This window comes from Stenotrophomonas nematodicola, assembly GCF_009467805.1.
Lineage (GTDB): Bacteria > Pseudomonadota > Gammaproteobacteria > Xanthomonadales > Xanthomonadaceae > Stenotrophomonas > Stenotrophomonas nematodicola.
Genome location: NZ_WIAY01000001.1, coordinates 1341704 through 1366748, shown reverse-complemented (window position 1 = coordinate 1366748; position 25045 = coordinate 1341704). Strand labels below are relative to the sequence as shown.

Annotated in this window: 24 protein-coding genes; 13 read left to right on the top strand and 11 right to left on the bottom strand. The window is 67.8% G+C overall.

Annotated elements, in window-relative coordinates:
• Positions 1 to 23 precede the first annotated feature (23 nt).
• Positions 24 to 404, top strand: a complete 381-nt coding sequence (locus GDJ08_RS06365) for an SseB family protein (RefSeq protein WP_017357541.1) — start codon at positions 24 to 26, stop codon at positions 402 to 404.
• Positions 405 to 482: 78 nt separating this feature from the next.
• On the opposite strand, the gene GDJ08_RS06360 is transcribed toward GDJ08_RS06365, so the two are convergent.
• The 3 genes from GDJ08_RS06360 to GDJ08_RS06350 all read right to left on the bottom strand — a co-directional run bounded on the left by GDJ08_RS06360 (position 483) and on the right by GDJ08_RS06350 (position 6096).
• A complete protein-coding gene (locus GDJ08_RS06360) occupies positions 483 to 4061 on the bottom strand; it encodes an ABC transporter permease/M1 family aminopeptidase (RefSeq protein WP_153164512.1) in 3579 nt (1192 codons plus the stop codon).
• A gap of 13 nt (positions 4062 to 4074) precedes the next feature.
• Positions 4075 to 4968: an ABC transporter ATP-binding protein gene (locus GDJ08_RS06355; protein WP_136006117.1), complete on the bottom strand. Its 894-nt coding sequence runs from the start codon at positions 4966 to 4968 to the stop codon at positions 4075 to 4077.
• A gap of 96 nt (positions 4969 to 5064) precedes the next feature.
• Positions 5065 to 6096 (bottom strand): LacI family DNA-binding transcriptional regulator, encoded by a 1032-nt coding sequence (locus GDJ08_RS06350; protein WP_153164511.1) that lies wholly within the window; start codon positions 6094 to 6096, stop codon positions 5065 to 5067.
• 329 nt (positions 6097 to 6425) lie between these two features.
• Between GDJ08_RS06350 and GDJ08_RS06345 the strand changes: the two genes are divergently transcribed.
• On the top strand, positions 6426 to 6977 hold the full coding sequence (locus GDJ08_RS06345) for a single-stranded DNA-binding protein (protein ID WP_136006121.1): 552 nt from the start codon (positions 6426 to 6428) through the stop codon (positions 6975 to 6977).
• A 214-nt stretch (positions 6978 to 7191) separates the two neighbouring features.
• On the opposite strand, the gene GDJ08_RS06340 is transcribed toward GDJ08_RS06345, so the two are convergent.
• The 3 genes from GDJ08_RS06340 to GDJ08_RS06330 form a co-directional block, all read right to left on the bottom strand.
• Positions 7192 to 7917, bottom strand: coding sequence for a hypothetical protein (locus GDJ08_RS06340; RefSeq protein ID WP_153164510.1), 726 nt, complete (start codon positions 7915 to 7917; stop codon positions 7192 to 7194).
• Positions 7918 to 8000: 83 nt separating this feature from the next.
• Positions 8001 to 9116, bottom strand: a complete 1116-nt coding sequence (locus tag GDJ08_RS06335) for an MBL fold metallo-hydrolase (protein WP_153164509.1) — start codon at positions 9114 to 9116, stop codon at positions 8001 to 8003.
• Between the two features lie 54 nt (positions 9117 to 9170).
• Complete coding sequence (locus tag GDJ08_RS06330; protein WP_153164508.1) at positions 9171 to 9740, bottom strand: TetR/AcrR family transcriptional regulator; 570 nt, start codon at positions 9738 to 9740, stop codon at positions 9171 to 9173.
• 120 nt (positions 9741 to 9860) lie between these two features.
• Here GDJ08_RS06330 and GDJ08_RS06325 point away from each other — a divergent pair, with 120 nt between their 5' ends.
• The 5 genes from GDJ08_RS06325 to GDJ08_RS06305 all read left to right on the top strand — a co-directional run bounded on the left by GDJ08_RS06325 (position 9861) and on the right by GDJ08_RS06305 (position 13078).
• The gene (locus tag GDJ08_RS06325) at positions 9861 to 10367 is read left to right on the top strand and encodes a GNAT family N-acetyltransferase (protein ID WP_017355757.1); all 507 of its coding nucleotides are present in this window, start codon (positions 9861 to 9863) and stop codon (positions 10365 to 10367) included.
• A 67-nt stretch (positions 10368 to 10434) separates the two neighbouring features.
• Complete coding sequence (locus GDJ08_RS06320) at positions 10435 to 10872, top strand: DUF1801 domain-containing protein (protein ID WP_017355758.1); 438 nt, start codon at positions 10435 to 10437, stop codon at positions 10870 to 10872.
• 48 nt (positions 10873 to 10920) lie between these two features.
• A complete protein-coding gene (locus GDJ08_RS06315) occupies positions 10921 to 11388 on the top strand; it encodes a DUF1801 domain-containing protein (protein WP_153164507.1) in 468 nt (155 codons plus the stop codon).
• A gap of 72 nt (positions 11389 to 11460) precedes the next feature.
• Positions 11461 to 12651 (top strand): metallophosphoesterase, encoded by a 1191-nt coding sequence (locus GDJ08_RS06310; protein ID WP_153164631.1) that lies wholly within the window; start codon positions 11461 to 11463, stop codon positions 12649 to 12651.
• A 70-nt stretch (positions 12652 to 12721) separates the two neighbouring features.
• Positions 12722 to 13078, top strand: a complete 357-nt coding sequence (locus GDJ08_RS06305) for a hypothetical protein (RefSeq protein ID WP_017355761.1) — start codon at positions 12722 to 12724, stop codon at positions 13076 to 13078.
• Between the two features lie 4 nt (positions 13079 to 13082).
• Here GDJ08_RS06305 and GDJ08_RS06300 read toward each other — a convergent pair whose 3' ends face one another.
• Together GDJ08_RS06300 and GDJ08_RS06295 are read right to left on the bottom strand one after the other, a co-directional pair.
• Positions 13083 to 14411: a DUF2867 domain-containing protein gene (locus GDJ08_RS06300; protein WP_153164506.1), complete on the bottom strand. Its 1329-nt coding sequence runs from the start codon at positions 14409 to 14411 to the stop codon at positions 13083 to 13085.
• A gap of 10 nt (positions 14412 to 14421) precedes the next feature.
• Positions 14422 to 14745, bottom strand: a complete 324-nt coding sequence (locus GDJ08_RS06295; protein WP_017355763.1) for an ArsR/SmtB family transcription factor — start codon at positions 14743 to 14745, stop codon at positions 14422 to 14424.
• A gap of 245 nt (positions 14746 to 14990) precedes the next feature.
• Between GDJ08_RS06295 and GDJ08_RS06290 the strand changes: the two genes are divergently transcribed.
• The 4 genes from GDJ08_RS06290 to GDJ08_RS06275 all read left to right on the top strand — a co-directional run bounded on the left by GDJ08_RS06290 (position 14991) and on the right by GDJ08_RS06275 (position 18433).
• Positions 14991 to 15425 (top strand): pyridoxamine 5'-phosphate oxidase family protein, encoded by a 435-nt coding sequence (locus GDJ08_RS06290; RefSeq protein WP_153164505.1) that lies wholly within the window; start codon positions 14991 to 14993, stop codon positions 15423 to 15425.
• Positions 15426 to 15437: 12 nt separating this feature from the next.
• On the top strand, positions 15438 to 16199 hold the full coding sequence (locus GDJ08_RS06285) for a DUF72 domain-containing protein (protein ID WP_153164504.1): 762 nt from the start codon (positions 15438 to 15440) through the stop codon (positions 16197 to 16199).
• 151 nt (positions 16200 to 16350) lie between these two features.
• The gene (locus tag GDJ08_RS06280; RefSeq protein ID WP_153164503.1) at positions 16351 to 17028 is read left to right on the top strand and encodes a class I SAM-dependent methyltransferase; all 678 of its coding nucleotides are present in this window, start codon (positions 16351 to 16353) and stop codon (positions 17026 to 17028) included.
• Positions 17029 to 17101: 73 nt separating this feature from the next.
• Positions 17102 to 18433 (top strand): MFS transporter, encoded by a 1332-nt coding sequence (locus tag GDJ08_RS06275; protein WP_229296451.1) that lies wholly within the window; start codon positions 17102 to 17104, stop codon positions 18431 to 18433.
• On the opposite strand, the gene GDJ08_RS06270 is transcribed toward GDJ08_RS06275, so the two are convergent.
• Entirely contained in the window at positions 18385 to 20559 is a 2175-nt protein-coding gene (locus tag GDJ08_RS06270) for a TonB-dependent siderophore receptor (RefSeq protein ID WP_153164502.1), read from the bottom strand. The genes GDJ08_RS06275 and GDJ08_RS06270 overlap by 49 nt on opposite strands.
• Before the next feature lie 373 nt (positions 20560 to 20932).
• On the bottom strand, positions 20933 to 22621 hold the full coding sequence (gene mqo / locus GDJ08_RS06265) for a malate dehydrogenase (quinone) (protein WP_153164501.1): 1689 nt from the start codon (positions 22619 to 22621) through the stop codon (positions 20933 to 20935).
• A 207-nt stretch (positions 22622 to 22828) separates the two neighbouring features.
• Between mqo and GDJ08_RS20110 the strand changes: the two genes are divergently transcribed.
• Complete coding sequence (locus GDJ08_RS20110; RefSeq protein WP_202803097.1) at positions 22829 to 23947, top strand: PAAR domain-containing protein; 1119 nt, start codon at positions 22829 to 22831, stop codon at positions 23945 to 23947.
• A gap of 62 nt (positions 23948 to 24009) precedes the next feature.
• On the top strand, positions 24010 to 24435 hold the full coding sequence (locus tag GDJ08_RS06255) for a hypothetical protein (protein ID WP_017355771.1): 426 nt from the start codon (positions 24010 to 24012) through the stop codon (positions 24433 to 24435).
• Positions 24436 to 24455: 20 nt separating this feature from the next.
• On the opposite strand, the gene GDJ08_RS06250 is transcribed toward GDJ08_RS06255, so the two are convergent.
• Positions 24456 to 25040 (bottom strand): hypothetical protein, encoded by a 585-nt coding sequence (locus GDJ08_RS06250; RefSeq protein WP_153164500.1) that lies wholly within the window; start codon positions 25038 to 25040, stop codon positions 24456 to 24458.
• Positions 25041 to 25045 lie beyond the last annotated feature (5 nt).

The window sequence follows — 25045 nt, the reverse complement described above, 5'->3', positions numbered from 1 at the left end:
GCCCCCGCACCGCCCGCCCCGCCATGACCGATCTTCCCCCGCAGACCCCGATCGAAACCCTGCTCAGATCCGCAATGGACGGTCAGCTCCCGATCGGTCTGTTCATGAAGGCCTTCGTGGCCGCCGAGGTGGTGCTGCAGACCGGCAGCCTGGTCACCCCGGACGGCAGCGGCTTCGATCCCCTGCTGTTCGACAAGCAGGGCGTCCTGCACGTGGCGGTGTTCACCGATCTGTCGCGCGTGGGGGTCCACAACCAGCAGGCGCCGCACACGATCCGCATGCTGATGATCGAGGTCCTGCGCCGCGTGCCCGGTGGCTACGGCGTGGTCGTCAACCCGGGCACCGCGCTGGGCTTCGAACTGTCGCCGCAGGGCATCGGCGAAATCCTGAAGGATTTCGGCTGACGCACAGGGAACGCCGACCGTGGGTCGGCCGTCCCCGTTCCGTTCGTGCTGTACGTGGTTGCCGGGCAGAGCCCGGCGCTACGGGGTGACGTTGCGACGGTTGTCGTTGCTGACGCGGTCGATCAGCTTGTTGTACGGGTCGAAGCCGGCTTCGTCGGGTTTCTGGTCCACGGTGACGGTCAGGGTCGGCGTGGCGTCGGTGATGTGGTGCCGCTGCAGGTACAGTACCTTCTGGTCGCGTTCCTTGCCCGACGGGGCGTTGGCGAACACACCGACCTCGATCCAGTCGTCCATGTTCCCGGCCGTCTCCTTGCCCCTGCCGTCGGCGTACCGCTTCTCGGCGTGCAGCGCCAGGGTGACGTCGTAGCGTCCATCCGGACGCTTGCGCGCGGTGGCCGACAGCAACCGGTTGTCGTAGAAGCTGATCTTCTCGAACAGGTCGGTGACCAGCTGCTGGCGATCGGCCGGGGTTTCGGCACGGATGTAGCCCAGCAGCTCGCGCGAGGTGGTGTACGGCGGCTGCTGGAAGCCCTTGTCCTGCAGGAAACGCTTGAGCGCACGGTTCAAGGCCTCCTCGCCGATCTCCTCGCGCAGGCGGTAGAACACCAGCGAGCCCTTCTGGTAGTGGATGTACTGCTGGTTTTCCACCCGCTCCAGCGGCAGCTCCTCGATGCGTTCACCGCCGCGGCCGGACAGGTAGCGGTCCAGCTCGGTCTTCAGGAACTGGCGCATGTGCTGGCGACCGTACTCCTTCTCCATCACCATCAATGCCGAGTACTGCGACAGCGACTCGGACAGCACCGTGGCGCCCTGCACGTTGGCGCCGATCACCTGGTGCGCCCACCATTGATGTGCGATCTCATGGGCGGTCACGTAGAACACGTAGTCCACATCGTCCGGGTCGCGCAGGTCGGCAATGAAGCCGATCGACTCGGAATAGGGGATGGTGTTGGCAAAGGACTGCGCGAAACTCTGGTAACCGGGGAACTCGATGATGCGTACCTGGCGGTGCTGGTACGGAGTGAAGTTGGCCTCGTAGTAGGCCATCGACTTCTGTACCGCCTCGATCATGCGGTCCACGTTGTAGGCATGGCGCGGGTCGTAATAGACCTCGATCGGAATGTCCCTGTAGCGGCCCCGCTTGACCTCCCAGCGTGCCGACAGGTACGCGTAGAAGTTGAGCATCGGCCGGTCCATTGCGTAGCGGAAGCAGCGCCGCCCATCCACCGTGGTCTCCTCCTGCAGATAGCCGGGCGCCAGTGCGATCTGGTCCGGCGTGGTGCAGATGGTCGTGCGGAACTGCAGCCAGTCGGCGTCGTCGGTGATGTACGTGTTCGCGCGCGCGGCCTCGTCTTCCAGCTTGGGCATGCGGGTCGGTTCGCCCAGCCCGCGCTTGCGCCGTTCGTTGCGGTCGGTGAGCTGCACGCGCTCGTTGTAGCCGAACTGAGGCAGCATCTCGCTGTTGAAGAAGCTGCCGTTGTCCACCACGTTGGTCGGTGCCTGCCCGGCGGTGATGCCCTTGGGGCGCTGCTCCACGCGGAACCGGAAGCGTCGTTCCTCGCCTGGCTGCAGGGGCGTGCTCAGCCGGTAGATGCGGTAGCCCAGATCGACATCGTGGAAGCCCAGGGTCTGCCCGCCCAGGTCCACCGCGACCAGCTGGCGGTCATCGCTCATGCCCACGTGCACATCGGTGATCGGTGTGGCGTGGGTGTTGCGCACCGTCCAGTCCGCGTCGATGGTGAGGGTCTGGGTTTCCGGATGCAGGTCGACCCGGTTGTCCACCGCGACGATGCGCGGCTGCGGCAGGTTGCGGTATTTGGACAGTTCGCGTTCGTAGCGTACCTGCAGGTCGCGTTCCTGGTCGGGCGACATGAACGGGTTGCGGATGTTGGTGCTCCAATACAGCCACCCACCGACCGCCACGAAGGCGAGCAGGGCCGTTGCCATCCCCGCACCGGCGGGGCCGCGCAGACGGCGGCCGGCCAGTGCCAGCCGCTGGCGCAGGCCCATGCCGACGCCACGCACCCAGAAGGCCGAGGCCAGGCACAGCAGCGCCGCCAGCAGCAGCGCCCAATAGCCCTGGAAGGCCAGTTGTCCGGCCAGGAAGTGGCCGAAGCCGTTCATGTCCGAATAGGGCGCGTTCGGCCAGGCGCCGAAGTTGTACAGGTTCTGGGTGTAGTCCAGCAGGCCCAGCGCGATCTGGCCGATCATCACTACGATCAGCAGCGCATAGCCGATGAACTTGTTGTTGGTCAGTACCTGCAGCACCAGCGCCATGCCGCCCATCAGCACGTAGAACACCGCGTCCAGCGCCAGGGTCTGCAGGTACAGCAGCGGTTCCAGCCGCGTATAGCCCTGCGCCAGCTGGATCAGCATCGACACCACCGCGCCGATGGCCTGGAAGCAGGCGATCACAGCCACCAGCACGGTGAACTTGGCCAGCAGCGGTACCCAGTTGGGCACCGGCATGGCGTCGTTGACCTCGTTGAGGCGCGCGCCGCGCTCCTTCCACACCAGTTCCCCGGCGTAGAACAGCACGATGATCACCAGCAGCCAGCTGTAGGCGCCCTGCAGTGACCCGAGCATCTCGGCGGTGACCGGGTAGATCGGCGTGCCATACAGCGACTGCTGGGACATCGCGTTGGGGATGAAGTTGGCCATGCCCAGCACCAGCAGCACCAGGAACGGCACGCTGCGCAGCACCCCGGCGGTATCGAAACGGACCTGGCGCAGGAACTGGCGCCAGCCGGTGGCCGCGCCGAAGGTCGGGTGGATGCGCGGCACCACCACATCGGCCGGGCGCACGCCCGACGCAACCGGCGGCGCCACCTTGCGGCCCCAGCGACGGCGGCCGCTGCCGCTGCGCTCGGTGCGGAACAGGGCGAAGGTCGCGGCGAACATCGCCAGTGCGGCCGCCAGCCACACGGCGCGGTTGGCCAGCAGATAGCCCGCCAGTTCAGGCAGCTGGGTGTTGCGTTGTTCCGCGGCCCAGTAGCGGATCGTCCGCGACAGCGCACGCATGCCCAGCGGCTCGGACAGGGTGGCGACCCAGGTGTTGTCGATGTCGCGCAGCAGCGAGGCGCTCACCCCATACAGCACGAAGTAGCCGATCAGGCCGATGTAGACCCACAGGATCGAGCGGGTCAGTGCAGCCAGCAGCGACAGCAGCGCCGTGGTGAAGATCAGGTTGGGAATGACGACGACGGCGAAGGTCCACGCATACGCGCGCAGCGAGACTGCGCCCATCCGCTCCGGGTCCACCCAGGGCATGAAGGGGGCCAGGAACATGCCCAGCGCGATGACCAGGTAGAACAGCAGTCCGGCGAACAGCGCCGCCAGGATGCGGCCGGTGAGGTAGTCGCGGCGCTTGATCGGGCTGGCGAAGATCAGTTCGGCGGTGCCCAGGTCGAAATCGCGCAGCAGCGCGTTGCTCACGAACAGGGTGGACACCAGCATTCCCAGCATGGTGAACCCGCCCATGAAGGTGGCGATCACCGTCGGGGCGTTGCTGTGGACATTGCCGATGCCCCCGCCGATCTGCACCGCATCGGAGGACGCCGCGGCAAAGGCCAGCGCCGCGAACAGCGCCGAGAGCAGCCACAGCAGGGGGGAACGGAGCTGCTCGCGCAGCTCGAAGCGGAAGAAGGCTGTGATCATGGGCGCGCTCCGGTCAGGCGGCCCGCGACTGCAGGCGCAGTCGCTGGAAATACACATCCTCGAGATCGGGCGCGACCGCCTGGAATCCATCGCCCGGATCGCTGGCACTGTGCACATGGATCACAGGCCGGCCCCCGACCAGGCGCGTGGACAGCACCACATGGTTGGCCTCGTAACCGGCCAGCGCGGACGGATCGACCTGCTTGCGCCACACCTGGTGCTGCAGGGCATCGATCGCATCGCTGGGTTTGCCGGTCAGCAGCACCTGGCCCTTGTTCATGATCGCCATCGTCGGGCACAGGTCGGTCACGTCCTCCACGATGTGGGTGGACAGGATCACCGCTACGTTCTCGCCGATGGCCGCCAGCAGGTTGAGGAAGCGGTTGCGCTCTTCCGGGTCCAGGCCGGCGGTGGGCTCATCGACGATCACCAGGCGCGGGTCGCCGAGCAGCGCCTGGGCGATACCGAAGCGCTGGCGCATGCCGCCGGAGTAGGTGCCCAGCTTGCGCTTGCGCGCGTCCCACAGGTTCACCTGCTGCAGCAGGCCGTCCACCACCTCGCGGCGCTGGCCCTTGTGGGTGATGCCCTTGAGCACGGCGAAGTGCTCCAGCAGATCCAGCGCGCTGACCTTGGGGTATACGCCGAAATCCTGCGGCAGATAGCCCAGCCGGCGGCGCACGGCATCCTTGTCGCGCAGCACGTCGATGGGGGCCTCGCCGGGGATTTCCAGCGTTACGCTGCCGCTGTCGGCTTCCTGCAGGGTGGACAGGGTCCGCATCAGTGAGGACTTGCCGGCGCCGTTGGGGCCGAGCAGCCCGAACATGCCACGGGGAATATCCAGGGTGACCGCGTCGAGCGCGTGCACGCCATTGGCGTAGGTCTTGGACAGCGAGCGGATCTGCAGCATGGGGACGGACACCTTTCCCTGTGTTGAAGATCGACTTATCCGGGGAAACGGGCGGCGCTGCATCCGCCGTAAGTCATGGCCGCCGCCGGGCCCGCCTCAGTCGCGCCGCGAGGACTCCCGCAGCACCTGCTTCACCGCGATGGTCTGGCCGTCCACCGCCTCGCCGTTGATCAGCGCCAGCAGCTTCTCCACCAGCAGCTGGCCGGCCTGCTTGGTGTCCTGCTGCACGGTGGTGAGCGTGGGCGAGACCGACGCAGCCAGCGGAATATCGTCGAACCCGGCCAGCGCCACGTCCTGCGGCACGCGCAGGCCGTGCTCGCGCAGGGCGCGCATCGCTCCGATGGCGATCAGGTCGCTGGCGGCGAAGATCCCGTCCAGCGCTTCGCCGCGCGCCAGCAGTGCCTGGCACGCATCGAAGCCGTCCTGCTCGGTGGTGATCGCGTCATGCTGCAGCGCCGGCTCGGCAGCCACCCCGCGCGCGGCCATCGCCGCCACGTGGCCGCGATAACGTTCCTCGAATTCCGGGTAGTGGCTGGAGGCATGGCCGATGAAGGCGATGCGCCGGCAGCCCTGGTCGAGCAGGTGGGCGGTGATGTCGAAGCCGCCCTGGAAGTTGTCGCTGCCGATCGACAGCCCGGGCTGGTCGGGCAGGGCGGCACCCCAGCGCACGAAGTGGGTGCCTTGCTCGACCAGCCGCTGCAGGCGCTCGCGCGACTCGTGGTAGTCGCCGTAGCCAAGCAGGATGATGCCGTCGGCCTTGTTGCTGTCTTCGTAATCGGCCTGCCAGTCGGTGGACAGCTGCTGGAACGACACCAGCAGGTCGTAGCCACGCAGCGCGCAGGCGCGGGTGATCGAGCCGAGCATGGCGTGGAAGAACGGGTTGATCAGCGAGTCGTCGTTGGTGGGGTCCTCGAAGAACAGCAGCGCCAGCGTGCCGGCATTGCGCAGGCGCAGGCTGGAGGCGTTCTTGTCGACTTTGTAGTTCAGCTCCCGGGCGATGCGCAGGATACGCTCGCGGGTTTCCGGGTTGACCATCGGGCTGCCGCGCAGGGCGCGCGACACGGTCGGCTGCGACACCCCGGCCAGGTGGGCGATGTCCAGGGAAGTGGCTTTGCCTCGGATGGTCATTGCGGGGTACGGCGGGAACGACGACCTGCATGATGCCATGTGCGACCGGTCCTGGCCTGCCCCGGCCGCCCGCCAGCCCTGGCCGGACAGGCCGGCAGGGCAGGGGCCGGCGGCGCCAGCCTGAACCGCCGTGGCCCTTGCCGCACAGGCCATTGGGAGGTTTCTGGCCGCTTCCCGCCGGAATTCCCACAGGGTCGGGCGTGGTGGCAATGGTAAGATGGGACATTCTGTCACCCCCCAAATTTCCCTTGGGCGGCCCCGCGCATCCGCACCCCGTCCGGGCTGTGGTATGACTGCGGTCTGCCCTCGGACAACGGAAGAGCAACCCTATGGCGCGCGGCATCAACAAAGTCATCCTGGTCGGCAACCTCGGCAACGACCCGGACGTGAAGTACACCCAAGGCGGCATGGCGATCACCCGCATCAGCCTGGCGACCACCAGCGTCCGCAAGGACAAGGACGGCAACCAGCAGGAGCGTACCGAATGGCACCGCGTGGTGTTCTTCGGCAAGCTCGGCGAAATCGCCGGTGAATACCTGCGCAAGGGCAGCTCGGTCTACGTCGAAGGCAGCCTGCGTTACGACAAGTACACCGGCCAGGACGGCGTGGAGAAGTACTCCACCGACATCATCGCCGATGAAATGCAGATGCTGGGCGGCCGTGGTGAAGGCGGCGGTGGCGGTGGCGGCGGTGGCAACTACGCCGGCGGCGAGCGTCCGCAGCGCCAGCAGGCCCCGCGCCAGGAGTACGGCGGTGGTGGTGGCGGCGGCGGTCAGCGCGGCGGTGGCGGTGGTTACGGCCAGCAGCAGCGTCCGCAGCAGCAGCCGCAGCAGTCGGCACCGCCGATGGACGACTTCGCGGATGACGATATTCCGTTCTGAGTCTTCATTGACTTGGCGCATGAATCAAACCCCGGTGGCCTGGTGCCATCCGGGGTTTTTTCATGTTGACGTGGATGAGGCCAGCGTCCGGAACTTGCCTCCGCGCGCGCGGCGTTCGTGTTCGATGCGTTTCGCGATACCAGAAAGTCGGTTCCAGAAAGCCAGGACGCTGGCAAGCAGGACTGCTGTGCAGTCCAGCACACCGTGACCGCGCTCACCCCAGGTCCTCGTCCTCGAACGCCTTCACCGGCACCACCGCATGGATATCGGTTCCCACGGCGGCAAGCAGCTCCTGGCGGTGCACCGGGTCCCACAGATCGAACACCTGCACCTCCCAGTTGACCCCCGGCAAGGTGGGCGCGTGCGTGACGATCATGCCGTCTTCGGCGTACATCGCATGGTCGTCGGTCACCACCGCGCGGGCGCGCAGCGTACCCAGCACTTCGAACACGGTGTCGTTGCAGGAACCGTAGACGAAGCCCTCGGCCACGCAGTCGCCGCCAACGATGAACCAGGCTTCCGAGCCCACGTGTCGGCAGTGCAGGTCACCGAGCACCGCCACATTGCCGGTGTCGCGCAGGACGCCGTTGACGGTGAGGTTGCCGGTGACCAGCAGCAGCGAGGGCGGCTGCAGGTCGCCGTCGACGATCAGGTTGCCGTGGTGGACGATGGCGTCGGTGCCGCCCTGGTGCAGGGTGCCGATGGCTGCCGCCTGCAGGCGCAGGTCGCGGGGCGGCAGATGCGCGCGCAGGATGTGGCCGAACGCATACAGCGTGCTGGTGAAACTGTCCTGCAGGAACGCGATGAGCGCGTCGATGTCGGCTGCATTACGTCCGGCCCTGGCCAGACTGCCCAGCTGCGGGTCCGGGCAGCAGGGAAACTCCGGGACGCCGGTGGCGTCCCATCCCGCGGTGGGTATCGCGCGGAGGTCGATCTGCATGGAGGGTCCTGGGGGGGCGGCAGTGCGTTGCTGCGCGGGGTGTCGATGATAGCGTGGCGCCCTTGCGGTTCCGCCGTACGGGGTTACATCGGTGATCCCACCGGCACGTCGCGGCGTGCATTCTGCGCGGCCTTGACCGTGCGCCACCACGGGCCGAACGACTGCGGCGCATCCAGATCCATGCGTTCGCCCATGCCCGGGGTGGCCAGCGGAATCGCCCGCTCGGCGGCCAGCGTGCTGACCCGCTCGAACGGCTCGTCCCATTGGTGCAGCGCCAGGTCGAAGGTGCCGTTGTGGATCGGCAGCAGCCAACGCCCGCGCAGGTCCTGGTGGGCCTGCACGGTCTGCTCGGGCTGCATGTGCACGAACGGCCACTTGGCATCGTAGGCACCGGTTTCGATGAAGGTGACATCGAAGGGACCGTAGCGTTCGCCGATGCGCTTGAAGCCGTCGAAATAGCCGGTGTCACCACTGAAGAACACGCGCAGGTCTGCGTCCAGAATCACCCAGGACGCCCACAGCGTTCGGTTGGCATCGCGGAGGCCGCGCCCGGAGAAGTGCTGCGCCGGGGTGGCGACAAAACGCACGCCGTCGATATCGATCTGCTCCCACCAGTCGAGCTGGTGCACGCGCTCGCGCGGAACGCCCCAGGCGATCAGGCGGTCGCCGACGCCAAGCGGGGTCAGGAACACGTCCGCGCGGGTGGCCAGATGCTTGATCGTGGCGCGGTCGAGGTGGTCGTAGTGATCGTGCGAGAGCACCACGCCGCGGATCGGTGGCAGGTCCTTCAACGCGATCGGCGGCGCATGGAAGCGCTTGGGTCCCATCCACTGCACCGGCGAGGCGCGCCTTGAGAACACCGGGTCGGTCAGCCACCAGCCACCGCGCAGCTTGATCAGCAGCGTCGAATGACCGAGCCGGTACAGGCTGTGGTCGGGGGCCGTGGCCAGTTCCCGCGCGCTTACCGCACGCACCGGAGGCGCCTGCGGCGGCGTGGTGCCGGCCGGGCGGTCGAACAGGAATTCCCACAGCAGCTTGAGCGTGCCGCCCAGGGTTTCCTTTGGCTTCGGGGCGGGATTGGTGAACTGGCCGGCGGTCATCTGCGGCGAGCGGTCATGGGCGGCGATAGGCACGTGCAGGGTCCAGATGAGGAGGGAGGTGGTGGCAAGCACAACGGCGAGGACGGGCAGGAATCGCATGCGGGTCTCGACATATGAGTGTGTAGGCACTCATTTAAATGGTGAAAAAACAGGTCAGCGCTGGATGCCTTTCCAGAACAGGTCAAACGCGGCCTGCTGCAGGGCCTGGCGCTGGTCGGGCTGGGCGGCCATCGCTTCCAGCGTGGTTTCCAGCAGGCTGACCAGCACCCGGCCGAGGTAGAACGGCAGCCGGTCGGCGTCGATGTGCCGGGCCAGGTTGGTTTCCAGCGACTGCAGCATGCCGCCGAACAGGCCTTCGCAGTGGGCCCGCGTCGGCGCGCTGATGCGCTCTGAGACCTTGAGCTGGCGTAGCGCCATGCGGTCCACCGGGTGCGCCGCGCCCCACGCAACCAGCGCGTTCCAGACATGCTGCAACTGGTCGTGGGCGTCGGCATCGGCAGGGAAGTCGTCACCGATGGCGGCTGCCAGGCGCATCTCCAGGCGCACGAACAGCGCGTTGAGCAGCGCATCCTTGGTCTCGAAATAGGTGAACACCGTGCCTTCGGCGACCTTGGCCGCGCGCGCGATCTGCGCGGTCGACGCGCCCACGCCCTGCGCCGCCACCAGCGCACCGGCGGCAGCCAGGATGGCGTCTCGTTTCGCTTCGCTGAGGGGACGGGCCATGAGGATAATTAAGTGAGTGAGTGCTCATTTAACGGTGTTTCGCCGCCCCGAGCAAGCACACGTTACGCCGCGCTGCGGAGCGGTTCATACTGAGCGGTGACCCGTACGGAACGCTGTTGGATGGACGCCGCTTCGATCATCACCCTGCTGACGCCGCGCCTGCGCCTGCGTGCCCAGACCCTGGACGACTTCCCGGCCTACGCGGCGTTTCTCGCCTCGGCGCGGTCGGGCGGGGTGGGCGGGCCCTATGACCAACGCGGCGCGTGGGGCCTGTTCTGCCACGACCTGGCGAACTGGCACTTTTTCGGCCACGGCGCGTTGATGATCGAGCACCGCGACACCGGCGCCTGCATCGGCCAGGTCGGCATCAACCACGGTCCGCTGTTCCCGGAGAAGGAGCTGGGCTGGCTGCTGTATGCCGGGCAGGAGGGCCAGGGCTATGCCACCGAAGCCGCCACCGCGCTGCGTGATTGGGCGTACACGACGTTGGCGCTGGACACGCTGGTCAGCTACATGAGTCCCGGCAATGTGGCTTCCGCGCGGGTCGCGCAGCGCATGGGCGCTGTGCGCGATGATGCGGCGCCGCGTGCGGACCCCACGGACCTGGTCTACCGACACCGGCGCTGAGTGCGTGCATTGTCATGCGCCGCGCACGGGTCTATAAGGCGGAGGGACCCCGCCGCAGAGACCTGCCATGTCGACCAGACCGCCTGCGCGCCCCGCATCTGAAGCACCCCGCCTGCTGTCCGGCGGCAATCCGCAGATCGCCAAAGGCGACGGCGATGCGCCCGTGCAGGCGTACATCGCGGCCATGCCTGGTTGGAAACGCGCCGTTGGCGCGCGGCTGGATGCGCTGATCGTGGCCGCCGTTCCCGGCGTGCACAAGGCAGTGAAGTGGAATTCGCCGCTGTATGGCCAGCCGGGCGACGGCTGGTTCCTCAGCCTGCATTGCTTCACCGGCTACATCAAGGTGGCCTTCTTCCGCGGCCTGTCGCTGCAGCCGGTGCCCCCGGTGGCGTCGCGCAGCCAGGACACGCGCTACCTGCACATCGAGGAACATGTACCGCTGGATGAAGCGCAGTTCACGCGCTGGGTGGAACAGGCCAGCAGCCTGCCCGGCGAACGCATGTAACGCCATCGTTGTTCCCTTGCCCCGTTGACCGCTTGCCAGGAGCCGACCATGACCCCGCGTACCGCCCTCGCCCTGCCTGCCACCGACCCCGGCCCCTCCGCTGCCCGGCAGATCGACGCGAAGATCGCCGCCCTCGACGACTGGCGCGGCGAGGTGCTGGCCCGCATCCGCACGATCATCCACGCGGCCGATCCGCAGGTCGTGGAAACCGTGAAGTGGCGGGGCGTGCCGGTGTGGGAGCACGACGGCATCCTGTGCACCGGCGAAACCTACACGTCGGCGGTGAAGATGACCTTCGCCAAGGGCGCGTCGTTGCCGGATCCGGCCGGCCTGTTCAATGCCAGCCTGGACGGCAACACGCGCCGCGCCATCGATGTGCATGAGGGCGACACGCTCAACGCCACGGCGTTGAAAGCACTGATCCGCGCGGCGGTGGCGTTGAACGCGTCGAAGATGCGCGCGCCGGCGAAGAAGGCGGCTGCGCGGCCGGCGCGGAAGGTCGCCAGGAAGGTCTGACACCCGGCGAGGGCAGGGCAGCGCGCAACGCACTGGAGCCGGTCGGGCGGATCAGCCACCATGTCCGACTGCATGCGCGTCGCCGACGGCGGCCGTGCGCCTGTCCCCACGGTTTTCCAGGAATTGCCTGTGCTGAGTTTGGTTGCGTTGGTGCTGTCGTTGTATGTCGTCTGGCGGTTGGTATGGCCCTTGCGTGTGCCACGCGGGGCGCGCGGTGTGCTGGCGCTGCTGGTGGTGGCGATGGGGCTGCACCATCGCATCGTGGCAACCTTCGCCGGGACGATGGCATCCCCGGAGATTCCAGGCCCACTCATCGTCGTGCTGGCCACCGGCTTCATCGCAGTGCTGCTGTCCGCGCTCGCACTGCTTGCGCTCGATGGCCTGCTGCTTGGTGCCCGGCTCCTGCGGCGTCCGCAGGCGGTGGCCGCGCTGCGCCGTCCCTGGCTGCGTCCGGCCGCCGCCGCTGTGGCACTGCTGGTGTCGGCCTACGGCATCCAGCAGGGCATCGCCGTACCGAAGACGCGCCAGATCGAGGTCGCCATTGTCGGTCTCCCGGCACAGTTCGACGGCTACCGCGTGCTGCAGTTGACCGATCTCCACGCCAGCCGCCTGCTCACCGGGGACTGGGTGGCCGAGGTGGTGGCGCGCAGCAACGCGGTGGCGCCGGACCTGGTGGTGATCACCGGCGATCTGGTCGATGGCACCGTGGCGGCGCGCGCCGATGACATCCGTCCGCTCGGCCAGCTGCACGCACGCGATGGCGTGATCGCCATTACCGGCAATCATGAGTACTACGCCGACTACGCAGGCTGGATGCACACCTTCCGCGGCATGGGCATGCAGGTACTGGAGAACAGCCATGCGCAGATCCGGCGCAACGGGGCGACTTTGACCGTGGCGGGCGTGACCGACCCGGTCGCCACGCGCTACGACCTGCCGATGCCTGACCTCGACGCGGGGCTGGCGGGCGCCGATCCGGCGGCGCCAGTGATCCTGCTCGATCATCGCCCGCGCCAAGCGCATGCCCATGCCGCCCGCGGTGTGGCGCTGCAGTTGTCCGGGCATACGCACGGCGGCCATATCGTGGGCATGGACCAGCTGGTCAAGCGCGCCAACGGTGGCTTCGTGTCGGGCCGCTACGCGGTCGACGGCATGACGCTGTATGTCAGCAACGGTGCGGGCTTGTGGCCGGGCTTCGCGGCCCGCATCGGCGTGCCGTCGGAGATCACCCTGATCACGCTGCGCAGCGCCCGGCAGCCGTAGATCAGCGCGGTCGGCACGCGCGCTATAGTCCACCCCGGCGGCGAGGTGCCGCGTGGCGGAGATCCACTGCATGCTGAGTCAGGTGGCCATCGGGCTGGTGGTATTCAATCTGGTCGTGTCGCTGTACGCGTGGCGCCGGCTGAAAGGGTCTGCACGCCGGCGCGTGGGCATGCTGGCCATTGTCTGGCTGCTGCCGGTGTTCGGTGCGCTGCTCGGCGTGCTGATCACCTTCATGGACCGTACGCCGGGCCAGCCCTCGCGCAGCAGTGGCAGCACCACGCAGGACCCGGCGGATGGTGCCTATCCGTATTCCTACACCAGCAGCGATGCGGCTGGCACGGGCTGGAGTGGCGGCTGTGACAGTGGCGACAGCGGTGGCGGCAGCGATGGTGGGGGTGGCTGTGACGGTGGCGGTGGGGGCGACTGAGCCGCTAGACCGACGGTTGCACTGCGGTGTCCCGCGCGGTCCCGCTCGACGCTGGTGCCAGCGCATGTTCGACCGCCCTTCGCAGCAGGGTGGGGCCGATGTAGTGGCGGTGCACATGATCGATCAGCAGCATGTAGATCCGGCCGAACCGGTTGAGGGTACGCACCCGTGTGCCGAGCGACACCCGCGCGCTGCCGTCCTCCAGGTACTGCACGCTCACGCAGGAGCGGAACTGCAGATGGCGGTCGTCGGCACCGAGCATGACCTCGGCCCGGCGATCGTCGGCTGCCAGCGCCTGGGCCAGCACGGGGAAGCGGCCAGCGAACAGTTCGCGTCGATCCTCCGACAGCAGTGAGGACACCGGGCAGCCGAGCGGTGAGGTACGCAACCGCAACGGTGCCACCAGCACATTGCGCAGGGCCATCAGGCGACCCACCGACGCCGGCGGATTGCGCACGAACCCGTCGAGCACCGCCTCCAGCAGGCGGCGTGCAGAGGGCGTGCCGGACGCGCGCGGTGGCAGGGTGAGGAAGGCATGATCCTGATGGTGGCAGCCGTCGGGAAACGCGTGCCGTAGCAGGGAGTCGGCCGGCGGCGCCGGATGGCGCGTCACCGGCATCGGTGCTGCCGGGCGGCGCACGTTCCCGCGCGACGGGGCCTGCAGCGACAGGGTCACGCGCGGCACACTGTCCATGTCGAGTTCGTCCAGCAGGCGCTGCACGACCGGCGGCAGGGTATCGGTCAGCGTGGGAAGGTCGGCGCTGCCATCGGCCACGCGCGCGCGCTGCGCGTCGGACAGCGCGCCGGCGCGGTCGTCAGGATGGCAGGACAGGGCGAACAATGCCGGGTGCGGCGGTCGCCGGCTGACGAACTGGTGCCAGGTGCCGCCGCCGAAGCGCACGGTGAACAGGCAGTCCGGCGGAATGTCCACGCAGCGCAATGCCTGCACGAATGCAGCAGGCGCGCGGTCCAACTGTGCGTCCGTGACGGTCGAGAAGCGCAGCTGTGCGCCGCCGCTGCCGGCAATGGCGGTGAACATGCGTGGCCCGGCGTGGCGGTGGAACGGGTGCCCCTGCGGGCCAACCGCGAAGGAGTACAACGACGATGCATCGCCGTGCGCCAGATGCATGTCGCCGAGGCGGGCGGAGGGCTCATCCAGGGCGTCGACGAACTGCGGATGGGCGGCCTGTCGCGCGCCGGCATCGTTCACGGCCTGGTCGCCGGCACCGATGCCGAGCCGGGTGATCACGGTGACTTCGACGGGGCTGCCGTCGCCGACGGAGGGCAGGTGGATGCTGGGAAACGAACGACTGGGAAGGGTCACGTCCAGCATGCCGGGCTCCTTATCCGGTGGGGGTCCTGCGCCGCGCGCGGGCGCGGCTTTCGCGCTGCAGCGGCCCGCCGACCGGGCACACTTCGGCGGCCCAGGCGAACAGGGTGTTGGCCAGCCGGTCAGGCACCTGGCGGAAGTACACGAACTGGCCCCGCTTCTCGCGCTCGATCAGGCCGGCGTCTTCGAGGATGCGCAGATGGCTGGACAGGGCCGGCTTGCTGAAATCGAAGCGTTCGCCCAGTTCGCCGGCACTCAGCTCGCCGCCATTGAGGTAGGCGAGGATCTGGCGGCGGGCAGTGGAGGCGAGGGCGTCGAAGATGCGGTCCATGACCATCAGTTAACTAATTCGTTAATTAATATTGTTCCGCCCGCGCGCCGATGTCAAGCGCCCGTCGGCACCACTCGGTCACCTGCAGCCGTTGCCCTGCGACGCACTTCACGCGCCATTGGCACGTGGCGTGTGGACGCCAACCGGGTGGTCCACCAGGCCCGGTGATGTGAAGGGCAAGGCAGCGTCCGTGCACGGCGGGGTCACCGACCGGCACGGACGCTGTCCGTCCCTTCCCGAGTGGAACCGCCATGACTACCCTGACCCTGCACGACCTGGCCAAGAAGATGGCCGGCATCGACTTCACCCTGCTGCAGACCCATACCGACAGCGGCGACATCGCCGGCCGTCCGATGAGCAACAACGGCGACGTCGACTACGACGGCGACAGCTGGTTCTTCTCGCTGGAAGACACTGATGCGGTGCGGCAGATCCAGCGCGACCCCAAGGTGGCGCTGAGCTTCACCGGGAAGAAGTCACTGCTCGGCAAGCCGCCGCTGTTCGTGGCGGTGCAGGGCCGGGCGGCGCTGGTGCGCGACAAGGCGACGATGCAGCAGCATTGGGTGAAGGATCTGGAGCGCTGGTTCGACCAGGGCGTGGATACGCCCGGCCTGCTGCTCATCCATGTCGCCGCCACGCGCATCCATTACTGGGACGGTGAAGACGAGGGCGAGATCCTGCGCTGAGGACCGGCCGCGATGTCCCGCCAACCGCCGACGCCGCCGGTCCAGGTCGGATGCGCCGGCTGGTCCATCCCGACCCGTGACGCCGCGCTGTTCGGGGCGGGCAACAGCCTGCTTGCGCGATACGCGACGCGATTCAGCGTGGTCGAGATCAACTCCTCGTTTTACCGGGCCCATCAGCGTCGTACGTACGAGCGTTGGGCAGCCACGGTGCCGGCGCACTTCCGCTTCTCGGTGAAGATGCCCCGCGCGGTGTCGCATGAGGCGGGCCTGGTCGGCGCAGGCCCGTTGCTGGATCGCTTCCTGGGTGAAGTGGCCGGTCTGGGGCCGCATCTGGGCGCGTTGCTGCTGCAGCTGCCGCCGTCACTGACCTTCGATGCGCGCCGCGTATCGGCCTTCCTGCGTGCGCTGCGCCGGCGTACGCGTGCGCCGGTGGTCTGCGAGCCGCGTCATGCCAGCTGGTTCGATCCGCAGGCCGATGCGTTGCTGCAGCGACATGGGGTGGCACGCGCGGCGGTTGATCCGGTCGTGCATCCGCAGTCGGCCGTTCCCGGTGGCGCGCCCACGCCAGCCTACTGGCGCTGGCACGGTTCACCCCGCATGTACTACAGCGACTACCCCGACGCCGCACTCGCGGCGCTGGCCGCCGCGGTGCAACGCCATCTGCCTGCGCATGCACCGGCGTGGGTCATCTTCGACAACACCGCGCAGGGCTTCGCCGTGCCCAATGCGGCACGGCTGCAGGTGATGCTGGCCGGCATGGGCAGCGCGGGGTGAAGGGTACGCGGCGCGGCTGCTGTACGATGCGCGGGTCCCACGCCGTTACGCGCGTCCTGCGCGGTCCGTTCCCGACCGCCCGCTTCGCTCCACTTCCTGACTGCCGCTTTCCGCGTGGAGGCCGCCGTCGCCGTACCCCTACGGAGCGCACATGCCGGGCTATACCACCCGCATTCTCACCATTCCGGTTGCAGGCCACGACTTCCGCATCCGCGCACTCAGCGATCTGCAGCAGTTTGCCGACCCCACCGGCCGCGCCCAGCGCGCCGGCATCCACTCCTCGCTGTGGAGCCTGTTCGGCCAGATATGGCCAGCCGGGCGGGTGCTGGCCGAGACCATGAGCCGTGTCGATATCGCCGGCAAGCGCATCCTCGAGCTGGGGTGCGGTCTGGGCCTGTCCAGTCTGGTGCTGGCGCATCGCGGGGCCGATGTGGTGGCCAGTGACCACCATCCGTTGGCCGAGTCGTTCCTGGCCTACAACGCCGGCCTCAACGATCTTCCGGCGATCCACTACCGCGACCTGCCCTGGGAACTGCCGGATACGACACTGGGCCGGTTCGACCTGATCATCGGCAGCGATGTGCTGTACGAACGCGGGCACGGCGTGCAGATCGCCGCGATGATGGAGCGCCATGCGCGACCGGATGCCGAGCTGCTGCTCACCGACCCCGGGCGCGGCAATGTCGGAGGCTTCTCGCGCGCGATGGCGTTGCAGGGGTATGCGGTCAGCGAGGAGTACGGCCTGTTCGAGGACGAGGGCAATACCCCGGGGCGTGGCCGTCTGCTGCGCTACACCCGCCAGGCTGGCAGCGTGACCGCCGTGGTCTGAGCCGGGATGACATGGCGTGGAGGCCCGATGCCGTAGGCTCGCCAACCATGTCCCTGTCGTGGAGCCCGACCGCATGCGTGATGCCGAACCGATGATCAGTGGAGTGCCCGCAGCGCCTGCCGGACGCTCGCGCTCGATGCTGATCGCCGGCCTGTCCACGGTGGTGGAGTGGTACGACTTCACGCTGTACCTGTACCTGGCCACGGTGGTGTCGCGGGTGTTCTTCGGGGGCGGCGAGCATGCGTTGCTGGCCACCCTGGCCGGGTTCGCCGTGTCCTATCTGATGCACCCGCTGGGGGCGCTGTGCTTTGGCCATCTCGGCGACCGCTTCGGGCGGCGCGTGATGATGCTGGCCTCGATGCTGCTGATGACCGTGGCCATGCTGGCCACCGCGCTGTTGCCCACATTCGCCACGCTGGGCACCACTGCCGGGGTGCTGTTGCTGCTGCTGCGCTGCCTGATGGCGTTCTCGGTCGGTGGCGAGTACACCGGCGTGGTCGCCTACCTGCTGGAATCCGCGCCGCCGCGGCGGCGGGGGTTGATCACTTCGCTGGCGTCGGCTGCCAGTGAGGTGGGCGCGCTGCTGGCGGTGGGGCTGTCGGCATTGACCGTTGCGTTGTTGAGCACGGCGCAGCTGGATGCGTGGGGCTGGCGCATTCCGTTCTTTGTCGGGGCTGCCCTCGCTGGTGCGATCCTGCTGGCACGCTCGCGGATGCAGGAATCGCCGGAGTTCGAACGGCAACAGGCGGCTGGCACCGTGCCGGTGTCACCCATCCGCGACACCTGGCGGCATCATCGCAGCGCGGTGGCGCGCACCTTCGCGATTTCCGCGCTCGGTTCGATCACCTACTACGTGGGCATCACCTACGTTCCGGCGTTTCTCGGCTCGGTGGGCAAGGTCGGGGAGTCGACGGCGTTGTGGTTGTCCACCGTGGCGGCAGTGGCCGTGATCGGGGTGACGCCGCTGGCCGGCGCGCTGTCGGACCGGATCGGTCGACGCCCGGTGCTGATCGCGCTGGCGCTGCTGTCGGCGCTGCTGCCGTTGGGCATGTTCGCGGTGATGGCCGCGGGCAGCACCGTGCAGATCGCTGTTGCCGCCGTGGTGCTGGCCTGCCTGGCCGGAGGCGTCAGTGCGGTCGCCGCCCCGGCGACCGCTGAACAGTTCCCAGGCGAAGGTCGCCTCAGCGGGCTGGCGCTGGGCGTGACGATGGCGACGGCGTTCTTCGGCGGCGCCACGCCGCTGGTCGCCGAACTGCTGGTCCGGCACAGCGGGTGGTCCGCTGCGCCGGGCGCGATGATCGCGCTGGTGGCCGTGCTGGTGCTGCCGGTGATGTGGACGCTGCGCGAGACGCGTCCTCAGAACTTCCAGCGCAGGCTGGCCGAGACGAAGCGCGGCTCACCGTAGTTGTTGTAGTCCAGGTTGGCCCAGTAGGTCTTGTCCAGCGCGTTGCGCACGCTGAGGGTGGCCATCCAGTTGTCGCTGATGCGGTAGTTGGCGTTGAGGTTCACCAGCATGTACGCCGGCTGGTTGACGGTGACGGTGCCACCCAGCGGGTAGGGGATGTTGTAGCCGCGGACCCTGCTCTGCCATGAGAACCCGCCGCCCAGGCTCAGCCGCTCCAGCGCGCCGGACAGCTGCACGGTGGTGTTGAGCTGCAGGAAGTCTTCGGGCAGGTTGGCGTAGATCAGGTCGGTCGCCGCACGGGTCACCTTGACGTGCGTGTAGCCGGCATTGACCGTCCAGCCCGGCAGAATCTGGCCGTTGACGTCCACTTCCCAGCCACGTGACTTCGTGCCGTTCACGCCCACGTACGCCGAGCTGCCATCGCTGAGCGACCCGTCCGGCTGGGTCATGTCGCGCACCGCGTAGTTGTCCTGCTTGGCCTCGAAGATCGCCGCGTTGGCCGTCAGGCGGCCATCGAACCACTGCGACTTGATGCCCGCTTCCAGGTTGGAGCCCTGCACCGGCGCGAGCAGGTTCTCATTCCTGTCCTTGAAATTCTGCGGGTTGAAGATCTCGGTGTAGCTGGCATAGACCGACAGCGCCGGCAGGATCTCGTACACCAGGCCCACATACGGCGTGACCTCGTCGGTGACCTTGTACTGGCCGCTGGTGGCGGTATACGCACCGCGCGTGTTGTAGGCGCGGGTCAGGGTTTCCCAGCGGCTCAGGCGCGCGCCGGCGATCAGCGACAGCGGATCGGCCAGACGCAGGCGGGTGGAGGCGTACACGCCGCTCTGCGTGGTGCGTTGGACGCGGCGGGCGCCGGTGCGGCTGGCGGTCAGCTCGGGGATGTCGCCGTCCCAGGTGTACAGGTTCGGGATGTCGTAGCGCCAGGTGTTGACCGGGGTGAGCGTCCAGGTGGTCGATTCCAGGTCCGACCAGCTGCCACCCACCACCACATCGTGCTCGCGGCCGAACAGCGCGAAACTGCCCGACAGAAACACGTCCACGCCGTTGCGGGTGTCCTCGGCGTCACCGGCACCGGCCATCAGGGTCACGCCGCTGCCCGTGGTGGGATCGGGATAGCCGCTGCCGTAAACGCGCACGTTCTGCACATTGCCTTCGGTGTGAGCCGCATTGACCCTCAGCATCCAGTTCTCACCGAATGTCTGCTCCAGATTGGCGAACGCGGTGCTGGTCTCGCGCTGCCAGCGTGTCCACTTCGGGGCCATGTTGGTTTCGCGCGGGAGGTGCGCAAAGCTGCCATCGCTGTTGAAGAACGGCACGGTACCCCAGGTCGAGCCGACCGGGTTGTTGTCCTGGCGCTGGTAGCCCACGGTGACGGTGGTGCTGTCGGTGAGGTCGCCTTCCAGCACCGCCATCCCGGACATCTTGTCTTCGGTGTAGCGGTCGTAGTAGTAGTCGCGGTCCTGGTAGGCGGCGACCACGCGGCTGCGGAAACGGCCATCGGCGGTCAGCGGCGCGTTGACGTCCGCTTCCATGCGGCGGAAATCCCAGCTGCCGGCGCTGATCGCGAAGGACGCATCGAACTCGCGACCGGGCCGCTTGCGCAGCAGGTTGACCGTGGCCGAGGGAATACCGGCACCGCTGAGCAGGCCGTTGGCGCCGCGGATCACCTCGATGCGGTCGTAGAACGCGGTGTCATATTCCTGGTTGGTGGACCCGCTGTAGGTGGGCAGTCCATCCACCTGGAAGTCGGTGATGGTGAAGCCACGCGCGTAGTAGAGCGGGCGCTGGGTATCGTAGAAGGACACGTTGACGCCGGTGACGTTGCGCATCACGTCGTTGATGCTGTACAGCGATTCGCTCTGCAGGCGTTCCAGGCCGATCACGCTGGTCGACTGCGGGGTCTCCTGCAGCGTGATGGGCAGGCGCGTACTGCTCGACGGCGTGGCCTGGGTGGCGACTACGCGGACCTTGTCCAGGGTCCTGGCGTCGGTGGTGCCGGCTGCATCGGTGGCGGCATCGGCCAGCGCCAGCGACGGGGTCAGCGACAGCACGGAGAGCAGGGCCAGGCCCAGCGGCGCACGGCGGGGGGAGCGGAGCGGACGGTCACGGAAAGACATGCAGGGGTCTCGAATCGGTCTCGGGAGAGGGGGCAGCACAGCGGCCCGACGCGACAGCGCCAGGCGACAGGTCCTTCTGAAGGCGGCGCGGGCAAGCGTCCGCCAGGGGTGCCGTGGAGCGTTCAGCGGGGCAGACGGCAGTCCGTTGAGACCGTCCAGCACCCGCACCGGCGATGCAGCGGGGTGCAAATGTAAAGCGTTCTCATTCGCTTTACAAATACTCCCTGCGACGCCAAAGGGCGCGGAGGGTCGTGCGGGACGACATTGGCGGCCGGTATCCGCGTCGACGGGTGCCGCGACGGGCCGCAGCATCCGGCCGGCCCCCGGCGGGGGCCGCTCCGGCAAAGGCGCCCGGTGGCGGGCGCCGCAGGCCTTACAGTGCCTGGAGTTCTTCGTTGGCGTTGCGCTTCTTCTCGGCCGGTGCGTTGGCCGGCGGGGTCAGCATCACCGCCGGCGACGTGTCCACCGGCACGTCCAGGTAGGGCAGCTTCAGGGTTTCGCTGGTCTGGCGGCGCACTTCGTTGGTCAGCGCCGCGCTGTCGTTGAGCTTTCGCCCGTACGACGGCACGATCTGCTTCAGCCGCGTTTCCCACCCGGCCGCCATCTGCTCGGGGAAGGCCTTCCTGAGCAGCTCCAGCATGATCGGCGGCGAGGTCGAGGCGCCCGGAGACGCACCCAGCAGGGCCGCGAGGGTGTGGTCCTTGTCGGTCACGATCTCGGTGCCGAACTGCAGGATCGCGCCCTTGTCCGGATCACGCTTGATGATCTGCACCCGCTGCCCGGCGGTGACCAGTGTCCAGTCCTCGCGCTTGGCGCTGGGAAAGTACTTGACCAGTTCGGCCTGGCGGTCGTCGTCGTTCAGGCGCGCCTGGCCCATCAGATACTTCACCAGGTCCAGGTTCTCGGCGCCCACGTCGAGCATGCCGGCCACGTTGTTGTGGTTCACCGACGAATACAGATCGAACCACGACCCGTGCTTGAGGAACTTGGTGCTGTACAGCGCGAAGGGCCCGAACAGCACCACCGGCTTGCCATCCAGCTTGCGCGCATCCAGGTGCGGCACCGACATCGGCGGCGAGCCGGTCTCGGCCATGCCGTATGCCTTCACCCCGTGACGCCCGGCGATGGCCGGCGACTGGAACGCCAGGAACTGGCCGCCCACCGGGAAGCCGGCGTAGTTCTTCGACTCCGGGATGCCCGACAGCTGCAGCAGCTTCAACGCGGCACCACCGGCACCAATGAACACAAAGCGCGACTTGATCGTCGACTCGGTGCCCGAGGTGAGGTCCTTCACGGTGACGTTCCAGCTCTTGTCATCGTTCTGGCGCAGCGCGCCGACTTCATGCTTCAGATGCAGCTGGAAGTTCGGGCTGCGCTGCAGGCCGGCGGTGAGCTGGCGGGTGATCACGCCGAAGTTCACGTCGGTGCCCAGCGGCATCCAGGTGGCCGCCACCTTCTGCTTCGGATCGCGGCCTTCCATCAACAGCGGTGCCCACTGCCGGATCTGCGCGGGATCTTCGGAGTACTGCATGCCGTAGAACAGCGGGTTCTTCACCAGCGCCTGCTGGCGCTTGTGCAGATAGGCGATGTTGTCGTCGCCCCACACAAAGCTCATGTGCGGGGTGGGGTTGATGAAGTCCGACGGCTGGCTCAGGCGGCCGGCCTTGACCTGGTGCGACCAGAACTGGCGCGAGATCTCGAACTGCTCGGCGATGCCCACCGCACGCTTGGTCTCGATGCTGCCATCGGGCAGTTCCGGGGTGTAGTTGAGTTCGGCGAACGCCGAATGCCCGGTGCCGGCGTTGTTCCAGCCGTCCGAGCTTTCCAGCGCGACGCCGTCGAGGCGCTCATAGAGCTGGATGTTCCAGTCCGGCTGCAGTTCCTGCAGGAACGTGGCCAGGGTGATGCTCATGATGCCGCCGCCGATCAGGACCACGTCCACCGGCTTGTCGTTGCCGGCGGCGGGGACCGAGCGCTGGGTCAGCGGCCAGTACAGGAAGAGGGCCGATGCCAGCAGCAACAGCACGAACAGGCCGAGGGCGACCTTCGCTATTTTTTTCATGGGGATCCCAGAGGAAGGAGACGTGAACAGGATGCCGCCGCTGCCGGGGACGCCCGTGAAAACAGGGGTCACAGCGGTTCCTTGGCGCGGATTCTAGCCCTTTCCGGTACGGATTTGGTGCAACGCAGCATCCGATGGGGTGACCCCACCGGTTCCCGCAGGTAAACTGAATGCGCAACGGATCGCTACGAAAGAGACAGGTACGCAATGGCAAGGACGCTGGTTGTGGTCGGTGACCACCTCCATCTGGGCGGCACGGTACTGGCCGGCTCGCCCTTCACGGATATCGACGGACGCGCAGTGGCCCGGGTCAACGACGCGGTGCTGTGCAGCAAGCACGGCCCCGGCGTGATCGCCAGCGGCGACGCCACCCTGATCATCGACGGCAACCCGGTCGCCCGGCATGGCGACAAGGCCAGCTGTGGCTGCACGCTGCTGGCCGGCCAGCAGGCGACGGTGAGCGTGGAGGCCGGCGGCGGTGGCGGTGGTGGTAGCGGTGGGTCCGGCAACGCCGCCGCGGTGCTCGCCGCCGCAGTCTCCATCGCGGCGGCAGTGCTGAAGGCGAGCAAGCCTGCCGATGCGCCACCGGCCGCGCCCGAGGAGGCCCCCCAATGCTGGGTGAGTGACCATGAGGCGAAGATCGCGGTGAACGCCGACGGGCGTTATTCCGAAACGTTCGACCCGGCGGGCACCCGCTACGACTGGACGTTCCCGGTGACCTACAGCATCGCCGTGCCGCTCAGGTCCGGCGGGGATGTCGTGGTGTCGATCAAGGTCCGCGTGCAGCCGCTGGCCGGCGTCACCGCCGGCGACGTCACCACGGCCAAGCTGCGCATGATGGAAGGCGTGGATACCTACTGGAACGGCAAGTTCACCCTGGCGGTCAACGACCCGCAGTGCGGCACGCGCACGTTCCCGATCCGCTATGCGATCCAGTGGGTGGACGGTGGCCAGGACTACACGCTGCAGCTGCACAAGGAGTACGACCGCGAAATGGTCGATCCGCCGCTGGTGTATGTCGCCACCACCACCGACCCCTGGACCTACGCGCACGAGTTTGCCCACACCCTGGGCCTGCCCGACGAGTATTCCGAGAACGAGGACGACGCCTCGGACACGGTGCGCTACATCCGCCCCGACGGCACCGTCGACCCCGTGGGGGTGGAGGCGATGGCCTACCGCGACAGCACCGACCCGCAGGCCACCATCATGTCCACGTACCATAGCGCCGGTACCCACCCCAGGCATGCCTGGAACATCGGTCGCGAGGTGCAGGAACTGCTCCGTCGCGAGCTCGGCCGGGAGCTGACATGCACCGTTTCCTGATTCCCCTGATTGTCCTGTTTGCCGTTTCACCTTCGTCTGCACAGAACCCAGAGCCTGCCCCCATGATCGAACTCCACGCCCGCTGCATCGACGACGCCCACTGCCGCTTCACCGGCGACGACGTCCGGGTGGAACTGGAACTGCGCAACGGCGGCCGCAGCGCGGTGGCGCTGCCGGTCGCCTTCCTGCGCAAGCGCGGCCCGGCGGTACGGCTGGTGGACCGCCATTCGGGCAAGGAAAAGCAGTTGCGCCGCAACCCGGTGGACGGCCTGATGCTGAAGGACCTGGAGACCCTGGCACCGGGCCAGTCGGTGCGTTTCAGCTGGCCGATCGTGCCGAAGGAAATCAACGATTTCGCGCTGCGCCCGGTCGATCTGGATGCGGTCTTCAGCTTCAACATCACCCCCGAACGCAAGGGTGCCGACGCCACCATCGTGCGCGCGAAGGTGCACATCGTGGACGGCCGCGCCGGGCTCGACGCGCGCTGAGCCGGCTGGCGGCCGGGGGCTCAGGTTCCGCCCAGCGTGAAATACTCCAGCAGGAAGTAGGTCGCCTGGTACGCCAGCGCGGTCGCGGCCAGCAGCAGATGGGCGCGCCGCGATCGCAGCGCGACGCCCAGCCCGGCAATCAGCAGCATCGCCGCGGTGTGCAGCAGATAGGCCTCGCCCAGCGCCTGCCAGCGGCTGTGGCCCTTGATCGCCGTATCCCCCAGGTCCAGCAGGGTGATCAGCACCAGCACCCCGAAAAAGCCGCTGCGACGCTGCAGCAGGTAGTTCTCCAGGCTGCCGAACTCGCGCACGTCGTCGGGGAACAGCAGCACGCACAGCATGTACCAGGCGGCGCAGTAGCCGATCACGAACACGTAGGTGCCGAAGGTCCAGTGCCGCACCTCGGTGAGCCGGAACTCCCACCACCAGAACGTCACCACCGAGACCAGCGCCCACGCCACCCAGCACAGGTGGACCCACGACAGTCCCCGGCGCTGGGGGTGCTCGATGATCGACGCCAGCCCGCGCAGCAGTGTGGTGATGCTCAGGCCGAGGATGATGCCGAGCACCACCCGGATATGCAGGAACAGCGGATCGCTTTCCATCGACG